Consider the following 13,891-nt stretch of genomic DNA (forward strand, 5'->3'; position numbering starts at 1 on the left):
TGGCAGCTTTGCCGTGGAATCAGTGGCAGCTTTCGCGTGGAATGGGTGGCAGGCTTCGTCTGGAATCAGTGGCAACCTTGGTCTGGAATACGCACCCTATTGAGCCATCAGGGATTTCAACAAAGCATTTGCTGGAAATATGTCACCACACCTCGTTCTCCTTCTCACGCTTCTTCTTTAAGATACGATTACAATGATTTGTGATTTCTGCATTGGCCATATCAAATACATATTCAGGGAATTCGCGGGGGTTGTATCTACCGTTTGGAGAGAACCGTCTGACAAATACATGTCCCAGATACCAACCTAAAACCATTGCAGGAAACATCATCAGGATGATCAAAAGAACCTGAAAAACACCGTTCAATGAGCGTAACTCTTGGAAAAAGCTCAATCCAAATGCAAACAAAACTGGCACGAGAAAGAAAGAAATCACCATTTCAAAAAATTCGACTGTTGCCGAGCTTGGCCCCGAAAACTCAAAAACAACGCTTTCTTCACAGCCATTTTTTACTATTTTTTTATGAACATTCTCGATAAAGGCCTGAAATTCCGGACGCTTGACCTCAGCCAGGCATTTGGACCCTTTTTTATAGCTGTGATCAGCAAAACTAATCTTTATCTGACCATCGCACCCGTGTATCTCGCACCGCACCTGTGAGCTGAAAAAGTCCTGGCCGAGGCAAATGCCCTCAATATCGGTTATCCGTAATGCCTTGGAATCCCCAAATGAGGTACTCATAATAATTTGATCGTCATCTACGGATAATCTCTTTCCATAGGAATAGCTACTGGAATAACTCGTAATACCTGAAGCGAGGGCTATGCGCTCTAAGTCATAAAAATCGTAAATCATAAACTTGTCTCAAGATCCCATGGCAATTCGTTCACTTAAGCCGCAATTTCCTCGAACTTGGCGACAGCATAGGAATTATAGTGTTGTTGATAAAGGGTATCCCCTCCTCAAACAGGCTATCGGCGCGCGCTGATTGTAGTGGTTCAGTGATTCTGAACACCAACTCAGCATTTTCTGAAACCCGAGAAGCAAAGTCTATAACCTCGCCCATCTTAACTTTTTATATAGACCTTATTTCCCAGCGTAATAATTTCAATCCGCGATAATCAATAACGAAGTCGACCACCGCTATGCCTCGGCCATTTTCAAAATAACATTCTGATTCTCAGCGCCAAAAATAGGACTCTTTAGTAATGAAATAATCTCTTTTCATATACTTGAATGGTGCAACACTGCATTGATCCATTGGTCCATATTTTTCTTTTATCTCCTTTATTCTAAGACGAAACCTTTTATTCGCTTTCGAATAATTTAAATCATCGTACTTCCCCCATGTTTCTAAGGAATAATCTCCAATAACCTCGTCTAATGCGACTTCTATTTAATGTCCATAGCCACGCATCTCATGCCATGGCCGCTTTTCTAACTCTACGTCGTAGTCATAGGTAAAAACAAAAAACAAATATAAAAAACAACAAAAATGGATAAAAAGTTTTGGCCTCCTCGAACAATCTAGCGAGAAATGCCAATAGCGAATTCTTTAACATGTTTAGACCTCAGCTTATCCTTGCTTAGAACGCACAGATTCCGTTTTGTGGTAATAAATTATGATATCCAATTTTTTTGATACTTTGAAGCGAACTACTCTTCCGCAGGCAGGTCTGTCCAGACCGAGAGGGCCAGCGCCGGCAGGAAAGGCACTCACCTCAACTGGCTATCTTTGCTGCCCCGTCGATTACCCCCGGCAAAGGCCTGCAGCAAAATGGAAGCTCTACTTGGGGCCGGCCGATACAACGCTATGCGCGGGCATGGAGGAATCACGACACGGGTGGTTGCAGCGGGTGACATTGCGCTTGGGGACGACATCACGGCCTGTCGGTAATCCGCGGTCACTCGGATTGGAAACGAAGGGCGAGACCGAAAACCCCTTTCCATCCACAAGCTTCAACAGTAGTCTTTCACCCAAAGGACTGAAACTTCTCCAAAGGACCCGGAACATGAAGCGATTCGGAACAACCGTTTTGGCCCTGCTGCTATGCCTGTCCGCGTCGGCCTGCGCCTCTCCCAAACTCAACGTTCTTGACCCTGTCGAACCTCGTATAGAGGCTCCCGGCGTCACCATCAGCCGCACAGCGCACCCGATTAAGCTCCCCCTTGAATCACTGGCCGGCACAACCTTCATAGGCAGTCATGGCGAACTCATTCTGTACAACAAACACAAAGGTCTTTTTGCCACAGTGGTTACATCCGATGACTGGGGCAATCCATCTATTCAAATGAATGAGGTGCCCAGCTACATCTTCAATCGTGACCTCAGTGCAGTTCAGACCCCCGAGCTCCGGAAGGAGCTCGAAGGCGTCATCAGAATGACCCTGGAACCGGCCAAAGAAAAGGAATCCAGCGTGGTAACCATGGGCGAGATCACCGCCTATATCGCGTTCAATCCGATGAAAACCATGATAATGCTCACCTCACCGGATAAGCCGGACCTGTTTACTCAGCTAGTACTGGACAACTTCAGTTGGGAAGAAATCGAACACGAAATCCTGAAAGGGATCGGAGGGTAGTAGAATGCTAACGAGGAAATGGCATGCCGCAACCTGGTTACCGTCTATTTCCGAATGGAAGTTTACCGCTCTGCCCTCTAGGCTAGCTTCATCCACGACAAGGAAAGCCAAAGCAAGATGAGCAAACCTGGCGCCATCAAACCCGAAATCCGGTACCTCCTGTACTTCGCTGTTTTCTGGGTTGTATTGCTCGCCGCTGTCACGCATTTTTTCGGCAGCTGGGACTCCCAACAAAACAACCCAAACCAGCAGCTGGTTAGTCACACCCGCGGCAGCGTCACAGAGATTGAACTACAGGCCAACCGCCAGGGCCATTATTTGGCAAACGGCACCATCAACAACCAGCGTGTCACCTTCATCCTGGATACCGGTGCCACAACCGTGGCAGTCTCAGAAACCCTCGCCCAAAAAGCAGGCCTAAGAAAGGGCCAATCCGGCCGTGCACATACCGCCGCTGGTACAGTCAATGTGTGGAGCACGACCATTCAGGAACTCCGCCTGGGCGACATGACATTCTACAATGTACCCGGCACCATCAACCCCGCCATGGACCCCGACATGGTGTTGCTGGGCATGAGCGTGCTCGGGCAGGTTAACTTTTCCCAGCAATCGGGCGTTCTAACCCTAAGCCAGGATAATCGTTGAGAAGGGGTGAGGCCTCCACTCAAGCCGCACGAGGGGAGCCATTATCCTCTCCGGCCTGCAAGGTCCAGGTCATCCCCAAAGCCCGCCCCGCTTTCACAAGCGTTGTGATGGTTACACCGGTATCCTTCTCATCAAGAAGGCGGTTAACCACCGTACGGCTGGTATGCATTTTCTGGGCAAGCTGAGACTTGTTCACACCGATCTGCCCCATTGCCTGCTGAATCTGCCAGACAATTACCCGCTTCAGCGCCTCAGCTTCTACTTGCTCAAGTGTGCCGTCAGCTTCAAGCAGATCATCGAGAGAGCTGCCAACGTGTTTGTGCTGTGTCATTTTCCTGCTCCCATTCAGACAAGATTCATCTTACGATCTCTCGCCTTTGCCAACTCTTGATCTGGTGTTTTCTGAGTCTTTTTGATGAAACCGTTTAGCAACACCATGTCCCCACAAAACATTGTGAATATGACTCGTGCAATCCGACCGCCTGATAGATCACTGCGGACTTCCCACAAGTCTGAATTGGCCTTGCCAGAGAACCCCCTTACCAAGGGCATTCCCAGTGGCCATCCATATTCCACAGTCTTCAGATCAGTTCCGATCGCTGAACGATCCTCCTTATCAAGCTTCAGCAACCAATCTTTAACCGGCTCTCGACCATTGGCTGTTCTGTAAAATACGACATTTACTGTTTTCTTTGTCATACAACCCCTTCCTTGGCGCAATTCAAGTGTACCTAAATAGGTTCACCCATGCCAACCTTCCACCCCTGAAGGTTTGTCAGGTGGTACTCAAAATCACGACTGAACTATCAGGGAAACTGCGAAAATAAATCTGTCCCGGCTTCCACACCTCATTTCCGCTACTATCAAAGTAAGCCAGTGCTAGAGACACAGCCGCTATGGGACTGTCGATACAACAATCGGAATTTACAGCGGAAGAGTTTGACCGCTTTGCCGCCAAGGTGCGAACGGACCTTACCGCACTCTCCCGCCTCCTGAACCGGCCCGGCTTTGGCGAGGGGGAATCTTCCATTGGTGCCGAGGTCGAGTTTTACATCGTCAACCCGGACCTGCGCGTTCAGCCCATCAACACCGAAATCGCCGCCAGCGTTCAGGATCCACAGCTGACGGTTGAGCTCAACCGCTTCAATCTTGAATACAACCTCAGCCCCCAGGCCTTCAAGGGCACCCCCTTTGCCAGAACCGAGCAGGAACTGCTCAGGGCCATGCAGCGAATCAACCGGCATGCCGCCCCATTGAATGGCGAACTGGTCCCTATCGGCATTCTACCCACGTTGCGCCAGTCCGATATGGGCGCGAAGGTGATGACAGACGAACCCCGCTACCATGCGCTATCCAACGCCTTGATCCAGCAACGGGGCGAGCCATTCAGCATCCATATCGGTGGCAACGACGTCATCGACCTGGAAGCAGACGACGTCACCATGGAAGGGGCGACCACCTCGTTCCAATTGCACTGGCGCGTTCCTGCCCACCGCTTTGCCGACTATTTCAACGCCGTGCAGCTGGTGACGCCCATTGCGCTTGCTCTGGCCAGCAACTCACCCAGCCTGTTCGGCCACCACCTCTGGGACGAAACCCGTATCGCCCTGTTCAAACAATCCGTCGACAGCCGCTCGCCCAACCACAGAACCTGGAAACACCCGCCACGGGTCTATTACGGCAACGGCTGGGCACGCAGCGCCTGGGAGCTATTTGCAGCCTCGGCATCCTTGTATCCCCCCATCCTGCCATTGATGTCCGAAGAAGATCCGATGGCGGTTATTGATCGGGGAGAGGTACCGGAACTGGCCGAACTGCGACTGCACCATGGGACTACGTGGCCCTGGAACCGGGCCATTTTTGATCACACAGACGGCGGCCATCTGCGCATCGAGATTCGCTCCATGCCGGCCGGGCCAACGGCCGTGGATATGTGCGCAAACGGGCTGTTCGTGATCGGGGCGGCGTTGGCGGTACTCGAGGATATCCGTCACCTGACGTCGATACTTCCCTTTCATTACACCGAACACAATTTCTATCGTGCCGCCAAATACGGCATCGGTGCAGACATTATCTGGCCGCACAAAGACCAGGTGCAGTTACAGGATACCCCCCTGTTGAACGTTGCCCGTGACCTGCTGCCGCGCGCCCGGGAAGCCTTGCAACGAACCGCAGTGGACGAGGCGGAGATCCACCGTCTGCTCGGCATCATCGAAGGCCGCATTCAAACCAGGATGACCGGCGCCCGATGGCAGCGACAGGTCACCGAGTCTTTTTTCCGGTCCCAGACTACCGACGAAGCGTTCAGGAGTATGCTGTCGCTTTACATGGCCAATCAGAAGACAAACACACCACTGCACGAATGGACCTTGTCACCATGAGCCGCTCGAACACCCTGGATTATCTCAACAACCCGTCACCCCAAACCCTGGGCCGCTCGCCCCTGGAGTGGCTGGACCGGCTGCAACGGCCTACGGTGGTTCGCGTTGCCGGCCGCGATCCGTCCAGAACCCGGGCCATGGCAACGCTGCTTCACGGCAACGAACCCTCAGGGCTGTTCGCGATTCACCGATGGCTACTGGAGCAGCACACCCCGGAGGTCAATCTGCTGTTCCTCCTGGGCGGCGTCCATCCCGCGAAAATCCCGCCGACATTGTCGCTGCGCCAAGTGCCAGGCGGCCGTGATCTGAACCGGTGCTTCAAAGAACCGTTTGAAGGAGAGGAAGGCGACATTGCCAAGGCCATGCTGGCCGAGCTTCAGACAGCCAACCCCGAGTGCCTGCTAGACGTGCACAACACCTCAGGCACCGGCCCCGCCTTCGCTGTGACCATCACCAACGACGCTGCCCATCAAGCGCTGGCGTCGCTCTTTACCGACCGGCTGATCATGACGGATCTTCGCCTGGGGGCACTGATGGAATATTCCGAACAGGAGGTGCCCACCGTCACCATCGAGTGTGGCGGGGCCCAGGATGATCTCGCGCACCAACTGGCGTATGAAGGGCTAGTTCGGTATGCCTCGCAATCTGACGTGCTATCGCTGGAGAAAGCGGAATGGAACGTTGCGGTACTGCGCAATCCAATTCGAGTGGAGCTGGCCCCCGATGCGACCATCGAGTACCGGTTAACGCCCAGTGGGCAGACGGACCTCACGTTTCCGCCCGACATCGAACACCGCAATTTCGGGATTGTGTCGCCGGATGAGCCTCTCGGATGGGTTGGGCAAAAAGGTCTGGACGTTCTCACGGCCATCAGCCACAACCGCGCCGAGAACATGGAACAGGTGCTTCAAATCAAGGATGGGCGAATCTACCCTGCCCAGGCCATCAAGACCTTCATGATCACCACCAACCCGGTGATTGCGAAGAGCGATTGCCTGTTCTATGCCGTCAAAGCCACGGGCGAACCCATTTTTTAGACCATAGCGAGCCGCTTTTTATCGTAACTTAACCATCAGAGTCACCTCATCCCCTAGACAGGAAATTCACAGGTTGGCATATTATGCCAATGCACTTCCGACAGGATCACTCTAATGGCAACGAGAAACATCGTACTCACTAACCATCAATCCCAGGTAGTCGATCACTTGGTTGCCTCGGGCCGTTATCAAAATGCGAGCGAGGTACTTCGAGCCGGCCTGAGAATGGTTGAGGAAGCCGAGTCCCGCTACGCCACGAAAATGAATGACCTAAGAGCCGCCATCGATGCGGGCCAGCAAGAACTGGAGGCTGGCAGAACCAGAACATTCACTGGTGACCAATTCGCTACTTACCTTTCAGAGCGTGCGGAGCACGCCATCAGGAAAAAACGGGATACCTGATTACGATGAAACCATGGAAGGTTATTCTCACAGACACTGCTCTAGCCGATCTGGACGCTATTCTCGAAACCACCCTGGAAGAGTTCGGCACACTGCAACTGAAACGATATACCGAGCAAATCGAAAGGACGATTAGGGAGCTTGAAGAAGCCGGAAACCTCGCACCACTACTGAAACACAGGCCTGACATCCGGCCCGAAATTGCTACCTATCCGCTTGCAAGGGAAGGCAAAGCTTCACCACACCAGTTTTACCTTAAGATGGAAAATGATGTGCACAATCAGTCCATTATCATTCTTCGGGTCTTGCACCAAAGGATGGATCCTGAGGTGCACCTCTGACCGTCGAACTATCTGATGACTGGTTGCCAACGGATTATAAATAAGTCTGCCCCGGCTTTCCGGTGGTGCTATCGCGGGGCTGGCCTGCGGACCGGGTGCGCCCGTGTGCGTTGGCGTTGGCGTTGGCGTTGGCGCGTTCCTAGGTGGAGCATTAGCCGCCTTCGGCATCAGCTTTTTCCGGTAAGGTTTATTACATGCAACAATGCATCCGGGAAGATGCCAGCCTGACACTGGCAAGGGTAGGCAACGATCAAGAACTCTCAACGAGCTTCGCAACCATTGCGGGGCGTACGTGTGAGGAACCACTCGAGGGTACCGTTCTTGAGGCCTGTATACAGCATGACAATCGATACCTTCTATTTCTGACCGACGACATCCCCTCCGAAGACTCGCTCCATATCCACTTTTTGGATGAAGACCTCAACAGAATCGATACCGTGACACTCGGCGCCCCCTACACCACCGGGCACTTTCGTAACCTAAAATGCGAGGATTCCGGCGGGATCACTTTCGAGTTTTTCGGGGATTGTGTGTGGGAGATCGTGGTGTTGCCGAAAAAGCGACTGCGGCTTCCCTTAATTTCCGGCCCGAGAGGTGTTTCCTGGCAGAAGGGTTGGTTTCACGCCCTGGAACTGAGAACCAGAAAATAGATCTGTCCCGGTTTTCGAACCCATTGATTGCGAAGAGCGATTGCCTGTTCTATGCCGTCAAAGCCACGGGCGATCCGATTTTTTAGACCCTAGCGAACCGCTTTTAATCGTAGATGGCCCGCTCCCTCGCATCTCGTTTTCGATCAGGGTCTTCCTGGCTTCGCGTGGCTGCAATGGCATCCAGGTAGTCAGCGGGAACGCCGGTTTCTTTCGCACCGACGATGACGTGATTCAAATACCAGGAGTGAGGCAGCAAAGAGGGATCCGTGGACGTGGCACAGTAGGTAAAAGCGTCGAGGGAATTCCCGAGAGTGTCCGCAACCGTGACCTGCTTTTCATCGTAACCAAAGCCCAAGCCCTCAGCCCTGTCCAGCGGGCCTTTCTCGCTGCGCGGTATCTCAAACAGTGCGCCAATAACGACGTCCTCCGGATTGCCGGTAAACAGCGCGTCGCATTTTGCAGATTGGTCTTTCCTGCTCCACTTATGAAACCGAAGGGAATGCTCAACAAGCGTGAACATACCAATTCGCTCCGCGCTTGGGACCCTCGCTCTTAATCTGAGGAGTGACATATTCGATCCGTAAGCAAAATACTTCATGCTGCCTCCGTGTCTGCTCTGTACGCTCAGGAACCTGGAGTCATAACTTTAGCAAAACCGGGGCAGGTCATACCCAAAGCGCGCCCAGCTTTTGCCAAGCGTTGTGATGGTTACACCAGGACCGCCCCCTTTCCATCCGCATATTCAAACAGTAGACTTTCACCCAAAGGACTGAAACTTCTCCAAAGGAACCGGAACATGAAGCGACTCGGAACAACCGCTTTGGCCCTGCTGCTATGCCTGTCAGCGTCGGCCTGCGCCTCTCCCAAACTCAGTGTGCTTGACCCTGTCGAACCACGTACAGAGACACCCGGCGTCACCATCAGCCGCACAGCCCACCCTATTAAGCTCCCCCTTGAATCACTGGCCGGTGCAACCTTCATCGGCAGTGATGGCGAGCTCATTCTGTACAACAAACGCAAAGGTCTTTTTGCCACGGTTGTTACATCCGATGACTGGGGCAATCCCGCCATTCAAATGAATGAGGCGCCTAGCTATATCTTCAATCGCGACCTCAGTGCAGTTCAGAACCCCGAGTTCCGGAAGGAGCTCGAAGGCGTCATCAGAATGACCCTGGAACCGACCGCAGAAAAGGAAACCAGCGTGGTAACCATGGGCAAGATCACCGCCTATATCGCTTTCAATCCGAAGAAAACCACCATCATGCTCACCTCACCGGATAAGCCGGACCTGTTTACTCAGCTGGTACTGGACAACTTCAGTTGGGAAGAAATCGAACACGAAATCCTGAAAGGAATCGGGGGGAAGTAATATGCTAACCAGGGAAGAAAGAGATGATCTCGCGACGGTCATCAGCATACTTTTCGACGACAACGAATTGCGTACATTGAAGCACAGCTTCAACGAACGAACGCTCAATACTGTTGAACTGGCCATGGAAGAGCTCATCAAATGCAACGCCCGCATGAAGGAGCTGGTAACAGGGCTTACCATGGGCATCTCAGTTTTTACTCGCGGCTGGCTAAAACAGTCACTGGACAAAATCGCCAAGGCCCTGCGTGACAGGCAGCTGGAATTCGACGGAATGGCATGCCGCAACCAGGTGAACATCAATTTCCGAATGGAAGTTTACCGCTCTGCCCTCTAGGCTAGTTTCATCCAAGACAGGGAAAGCTCAAACACGATGAACAACAACTACAAAATTGCGCTCCTGATCGACTGCGATAATGTCAGCCATCAATCCATTGAGGGCGTGCTTCAGGAACTTGCCAAATACGGCGCGGTGAACGTGCGCCATGCCCATGGCAACTGGAATGGCCCTCAATTGGGCGGCTGGATTGAAAAACTGCACGCTAACGCCATTCGGCCAATTCAGCAATTTGCCTACACCACTGGCAAAAACGCGACTGACGCATCCATGATCATCGATGCCATGGACCTGCTCTACAGCGGCAACGTTAACGCCTTCGCGCTGATGACCAGCGATTCAGACTTCACTCCCCTCGTCATGCGCATTCTTGAGGCCGGCCTACCGGTCTTTGGCTTCGGCGAACGCAAAACACCCATGCCCTTCGTGAACGCCTGCTCTCAGTTCATCTATACGGAAAATCTGCGCGAAGAGTCGGAAGAGCAAGACGACAATGAAAGCGGCGACACCGCAAAACCCACAGCCACCGCAAAGCGCACGCGCAACGAGCTGAGAGGTGACACGGTTCTGGTACGAACACTGCGAACGGCGGTGGAACAAACCGCCGATGATGATGGCTGGGCGCATTTGGGCAAAGTTGGCCAGTACATTTCCAACAACAGCTCCTTCTCCCCGGTGAACTACGGATACAAAAAGCTGAGTGATTTGATTCGTGCGAGTGAATTATTTGAGATGAGTGTTCGGGATAAGAGCGTCTTCTACATCAAAAGCCCCGAAAAATAGGCCTTCCAAAAGCTGTCAGTTAATTGCAGAGCCTGAGTCACCGAAGGCTCTGCAGATGCCACAGATCGGTCTCAAGTCTCAGTGCGTAAGCCGCTTGCTTTCAAAAGATCTCGAATTTCCTGAGCGAGCTGCTCGCCCTCATCATTGAGTTTGAAAATGGCTACCCTAAAGTCATTTGGATCGGGCTCGTAAGAGGCCACTCCGATTCCAGCCTTGCCAGGCCTTGCTCGATCAGTGAGGTTCCTCATGTTTCGGGACGCGCGTGATTTTCCGAGGTTGAAGTAGCTATCAAGGTTGCTCACTGTTGCCTCGCCACGATCCATCAAGTAGAGAAACGCCAGAATCGTACCTATAGGGATATCTTCCTCTTTCTGGCGAAACAAGTTTAATACTTTCATTAAATTGCCGACTTGCATTCAGTTCACCTCCAACAAGATCAAAACCCCGCCGTTAAGGCGCGGGAGAAGCGCGGGCATTATCTACGCTTTCGACCGGCGTTCAAGCACAAATCGGATTGATGAAACTACATGAGTGGGGATGGATTACACGAGTGGTTGCATAATTTCACCCATCACGCCATCGTCATGAACTTTCAGCCTACTCAGCAGAACTTAATGTGGGGCAAATCAGGTGTGAGCACAGTGGAGCCTGAAGGGCTTCGGGGCAGATTCTACTTTGGTTGTCTGCAATCACACCGATCGGCTTACCTGCCCCGGAAATACCGCGGGACCTAGCACCCGACAGCTTTGGCTGGATGATCAAATACCAAAAAACTACCCCACGCGGACTATTCTCTTGTTCGCTTAAAATTATCAATTGCACGGGCGGTGAAGATCGCAGCAGCACATGATGAGATAACCAAAGGGATTAAGTCAGATGGATGCGGGTCATCTACATAGCCATCAAAAAGATCCAACCTGGCGAATTCAAGCAACCCGTCAAGAATTGCAATTGCATCTGAGTACGCCCTGTACAGATACTCGTTATCGTCGATCGGGAACACCGTGTGTTTTAGTCGTCGTTTCTCGCTCTCTAGAGAGCTCAGATGGTTCTCAAGCATTGGCTTGATCTGCTCAAGTTCATCACGGAACCTCCTGAGTTGCCCACCCGAAGACCAGGCGTTGGTCCATACTCTGCTCCACATATCAGTCCCAACCCTTCTTTCTAATTGATAGTACCCCCATCTGAAGGCCGGTGAGTCAGATATGCTCTTTTGCCGGTTTGGTGGACCTAAAGTCGCCTCAAAATCAACATAGGAGCCATCTGCACGCCTTAGCAAGTGTTCAAACTCAGCGTCTGACAGCTTACCCATCCCATTACGGATTACAGAAAAAATATAATGTCGGGCTGACCGGTATTGCCTGCCATCATCTGAGGAATATCTCTCGAGCATCTCAGCCACATTAGTCACCACATGCCGGATGGGGCGTGGGTCTTCACCTCCGGCTTTGCGACAGTCGTACTGCTCGACTTCTCTCGGAAAATCTGTCCATACCGCCATAGCGCTGTGATGCAAATCTGCAGTTTGAACGGCAAAGCAGTCGGATACCTCAGAAAGCTTCCGGGCTGCCTCGCTGTGTGCAATCGATAGTGCACTCTTCTCAGCAATCGATTTGGACTCTCGACTGACCTTTAGGGAGTTGAATGCTGCAACTGCAGCCGCAACACCAGCAATGGCAGAAAGCGCAGCAGGTGCGAAATCGAGCCAATGTTTGTAATCCATTCCATATTCTCCAGTATCTTGCCACCCGCCGCTCAGGAGGGGCGGCCGCTGCAATTCAGACAATGTGCCCTTGGCTTGGACAACTCCAATGCTAATCGACGATTTTACATTTTCTTACTTTAGATTCAGACGAGCAGCGTCAACGCTGCTAAGCTTTAACGGAAACTAAATCTATAAAAAGCATGGAGCTACCCATGGCAGTCCGTCCCGAATTCCTTATCGGCGGAGAACCCGCCCGCCTGATCCCTATCACTGCCGACAGCGCCAGGGAACAAAAGTCCGTCTCCATTATCCTTGCTGGCCTACGCTCCGTGCTTGAACTGCGACAGTCCCTGCTGAAATCCCTGAACGTACGAGTCGGAACCAGTGCAACCCTTGAGGCCTGGATAGAGCCGGTATTCCAGAACGAAGACAAGAAAGCCATCAAGAACAAAGATCGCCCAGATGGTCTCCTGATACTTCGCACTGGCAAACGTGAATGGCGGGCGCTGATAGAGGCCAAGGTGAACAACGACACCATCGGCGAGGAACAGGTGTCGCGCTACCTGCAACAGGCCAAGACCCACAAACTCGATGCCGTGATCACCATCACCAACCAGTTCGCCGCGCTGCCAACTCACCACCCGGTAAAGCTCCCGAAAAACGCCACCAAATCCGTCGCGCTTTTCCACTGGTCTTGGGCCTTCATCCGCACCCAGTGCCAGCTACTGCTCAAGAACGACGGCGTTGAAGACGAGGACCAGGTATTCATCCTCAGCGAAATACTGCGCTACCTCGAAAGCGACCGCTCCGGCATCAGCCATTTCGATCAGATGAACGCTGAGTGGAAAGACGTCGTGAACAAAGTGAAGAGCAATGCGACGCTGGCCAAAACCAGTGATGAGGTACAAAACACCATCGCCGCTTGGCACCAGGAACAACGGGACCTTTGCCTGATCATGTCCCGGATGACCGGCAGCGACGTTTCCCTGAAACTGAAAAACGACCACCGCCTGGACCCTGCCAAACGCCTGAAAGACGATGCTGACGCATTTTGTAAAACACCCGCCCTGCACTGCGCACTCAACATCATCAACGCAGCGGCAGACCTGGAAGTAACCGCAGACCTCCAGCGGCGAATGATCTATTGCTCTATGCGCCTGGCGGCACCGAAGGACAAACAGAGTACCAAAGCCAGGGTAAACTGGCTCCTGCGACAACTGAAGAAGACAGAACCCGCTGGATTTTTTATCCGTGCCACCAGACCCGGCAAAGCAGAAACAACCTACAAGCCACTGAGAGACCTTCGGGATTCGCCGGAGTTGCTGGAATCGGAAACCTCCAATACCGCCGCTACAACTTTGGAAGTCGTTTACGAAGTGGATCTTGCCGGGAAGTTCGGTGGGCGAAAGGTGTTTGTTGAGGAGTTGGAGAAAGCGGTGCCGCACTTCTATCAGGAAGCTGGACAGTTGCTGAAGGCTTGGACGCCACCACCTCCAAAAATCTCGAAGGTCGAAAGCGAACTAAAAGTTCGAGGTGAGGAACCAGTTGCAGAAAAGTAGATCTGTCGAGCCTGTAAATAAATCTGTGTAACTGCCCACCCCATTACAGGTGGCCGTCCAGACGGTCACCGAATTCGATAATAAAGCGATTCAATGCCG

17 protein-coding genes are annotated in these 13,891 nt (G+C 52.4%); 11 read left to right on the plus strand and 6 right to left on the minus strand.

Annotation, left to right across the window (positions count from 1 at the left end; all coding sequences use genetic code 11):
* Nucleotides 1–142 precede the first annotated feature (142 nt).
* A complete protein-coding gene (locus ABIE59_RS19455; RefSeq protein ID WP_354449428.1) occupies nt 143–856 on the minus strand; it encodes a hypothetical protein in 714 nt (237 codons plus the stop codon).
* Between the two features lie 1,157 nt (nt 857–2,013).
* Between ABIE59_RS19455 and ABIE59_RS19460 the strand changes: the two genes are divergently transcribed.
* Together ABIE59_RS19460 and ABIE59_RS19465 are read left to right on the plus strand one after the other, a co-directional pair.
* On the plus strand, nt 2,014–2,583 hold the full coding sequence (locus tag ABIE59_RS19460; protein ID WP_354449430.1) for a hypothetical protein: 570 nt from the start codon (nt 2,014–2,016) through the stop codon (nt 2,581–2,583).
* 117 nt (nt 2,584–2,700) lie between these two features.
* On the plus strand, nt 2,701–3,228 hold the full coding sequence (locus tag ABIE59_RS19465; protein WP_354449432.1) for a retropepsin-like aspartic protease family protein: 528 nt from the start codon (nt 2,701–2,703) through the stop codon (nt 3,226–3,228).
* A 19-nt stretch (nt 3,229–3,247) separates the two neighbouring features.
* Here ABIE59_RS19465 and ABIE59_RS19470 read toward each other — a convergent pair whose 3' ends face one another.
* Both ABIE59_RS19470 and ABIE59_RS19475 read right to left on the minus strand, forming a co-directional pair.
* On the minus strand, nt 3,248–3,559 hold the full coding sequence (locus tag ABIE59_RS19470) for a helix-turn-helix domain-containing protein (protein ID WP_061333936.1): 312 nt from the start codon (nt 3,557–3,559) through the stop codon (nt 3,248–3,250).
* A gap of 14 nt (nt 3,560–3,573) precedes the next feature.
* Nucleotides 3,574–3,927 carry a type II toxin-antitoxin system RelE/ParE family toxin gene (locus ABIE59_RS19475; protein WP_354449434.1) on the minus strand — a complete coding sequence of 118 codons (354 nt, stop codon included), beginning with the start codon at nt 3,925–3,927 and terminating at the stop codon, nt 3,574–3,576.
* 197 nt (nt 3,928–4,124) lie between these two features.
* Between ABIE59_RS19475 and ABIE59_RS19480 the strand changes: the two genes are divergently transcribed.
* The 5 genes from ABIE59_RS19480 to ABIE59_RS19500 all read left to right on the plus strand — a co-directional run bounded on the left by ABIE59_RS19480 (nt 4,125) and on the right by ABIE59_RS19500 (nt 8,039).
* A complete protein-coding gene (locus tag ABIE59_RS19480) occupies nt 4,125–5,609 on the plus strand; it encodes a glutamate-cysteine ligase family protein (protein WP_354449436.1) in 1,485 nt (494 codons plus the stop codon).
* Nucleotides 5,606–6,646: a M14 family metallopeptidase gene (locus ABIE59_RS19485; RefSeq protein ID WP_354449438.1), complete on the plus strand. Its 1,041-nt coding sequence runs from the start codon at nt 5,606–5,608 to the stop codon at nt 6,644–6,646. The genes ABIE59_RS19480 and ABIE59_RS19485 overlap by 4 nt, the downstream gene beginning before the upstream one ends.
* Before the next feature lie 114 nt (nt 6,647–6,760).
* Nucleotides 6,761–7,048, plus strand: a complete 288-nt coding sequence (locus tag ABIE59_RS19490) for a type II toxin-antitoxin system ParD family antitoxin (protein ID WP_354449440.1) — start codon at nt 6,761–6,763, stop codon at nt 7,046–7,048.
* Between the two features lie 5 nt (nt 7,049–7,053).
* Nucleotides 7,054–7,389, plus strand: a complete 336-nt coding sequence (locus ABIE59_RS19495; RefSeq protein ID WP_354449442.1) for a type II toxin-antitoxin system RelE/ParE family toxin — start codon at nt 7,054–7,056, stop codon at nt 7,387–7,389.
* A 194-nt stretch (nt 7,390–7,583) separates the two neighbouring features.
* Entirely contained in the window at nt 7,584–8,039 is a 456-nt protein-coding gene (locus tag ABIE59_RS19500) for a hypothetical protein (RefSeq protein ID WP_354449444.1), read from the plus strand.
* Nucleotides 8,040–8,142: 103 nt separating this feature from the next.
* On the opposite strand, the gene ABIE59_RS19505 is transcribed toward ABIE59_RS19500, so the two are convergent.
* On the minus strand, nt 8,143–8,637 hold the full coding sequence (locus tag ABIE59_RS19505; protein WP_354449446.1) for a gamma-glutamylcyclotransferase family protein: 495 nt from the start codon (nt 8,635–8,637) through the stop codon (nt 8,143–8,145).
* 198 nt (nt 8,638–8,835) lie between these two features.
* Here ABIE59_RS19505 and ABIE59_RS19510 point away from each other — a divergent pair, with 198 nt between their 5' ends.
* The 3 genes from ABIE59_RS19510 to ABIE59_RS19520 are packed head-to-tail and all read left to right on the plus strand — an operon-like array spanning nt 8,836 to nt 10,528.
* On the plus strand, nt 8,836–9,408 hold the full coding sequence (locus ABIE59_RS19510; RefSeq protein ID WP_354449448.1) for a hypothetical protein: 573 nt from the start codon (nt 8,836–8,838) through the stop codon (nt 9,406–9,408).
* A gap of 1 nt (nt 9,409) precedes the next feature.
* Entirely contained in the window at nt 9,410–9,745 is a 336-nt protein-coding gene (locus ABIE59_RS19515) for a hypothetical protein (protein WP_354449450.1), read from the plus strand.
* Nucleotides 9,746–9,781: 36 nt separating this feature from the next.
* The gene (locus ABIE59_RS19520) at nt 9,782–10,528 is read left to right on the plus strand and encodes an NYN domain-containing protein (RefSeq protein ID WP_354449452.1); all 747 of its coding nucleotides are present in this window, start codon (nt 9,782–9,784) and stop codon (nt 10,526–10,528) included.
* A 71-nt stretch (nt 10,529–10,599) separates the two neighbouring features.
* On the opposite strand, the gene ABIE59_RS19525 is transcribed toward ABIE59_RS19520, so the two are convergent.
* Both ABIE59_RS19525 and ABIE59_RS19530 read right to left on the minus strand, forming a co-directional pair.
* Entirely contained in the window at nt 10,600–10,944 is a 345-nt protein-coding gene (locus ABIE59_RS19525) for a winged helix DNA-binding protein (RefSeq protein WP_152438858.1), read from the minus strand.
* A gap of 371 nt (nt 10,945–11,315) precedes the next feature.
* On the minus strand, nt 11,316–12,251 hold the full coding sequence (locus ABIE59_RS19530) for a hypothetical protein (protein WP_354449454.1): 936 nt from the start codon (nt 12,249–12,251) through the stop codon (nt 11,316–11,318).
* A gap of 194 nt (nt 12,252–12,445) precedes the next feature.
* Here ABIE59_RS19530 and ABIE59_RS19535 point away from each other — a divergent pair, with 194 nt between their 5' ends.
* Nucleotides 12,446–13,792: a hypothetical protein gene (locus ABIE59_RS19535; protein ID WP_354449456.1), complete on the plus strand. Its 1,347-nt coding sequence runs from the start codon at nt 12,446–12,448 to the stop codon at nt 13,790–13,792.
* The last annotated feature ends 99 nt before the right edge of the window (nt 13,793–13,891 follow it).

Source organism: Marinobacter sp. MBR-99 (assembly GCF_040547575.1).
In the GTDB taxonomy this organism is placed as follows: Bacteria; Pseudomonadota; Gammaproteobacteria; order Pseudomonadales; family Oleiphilaceae; genus Marinobacter.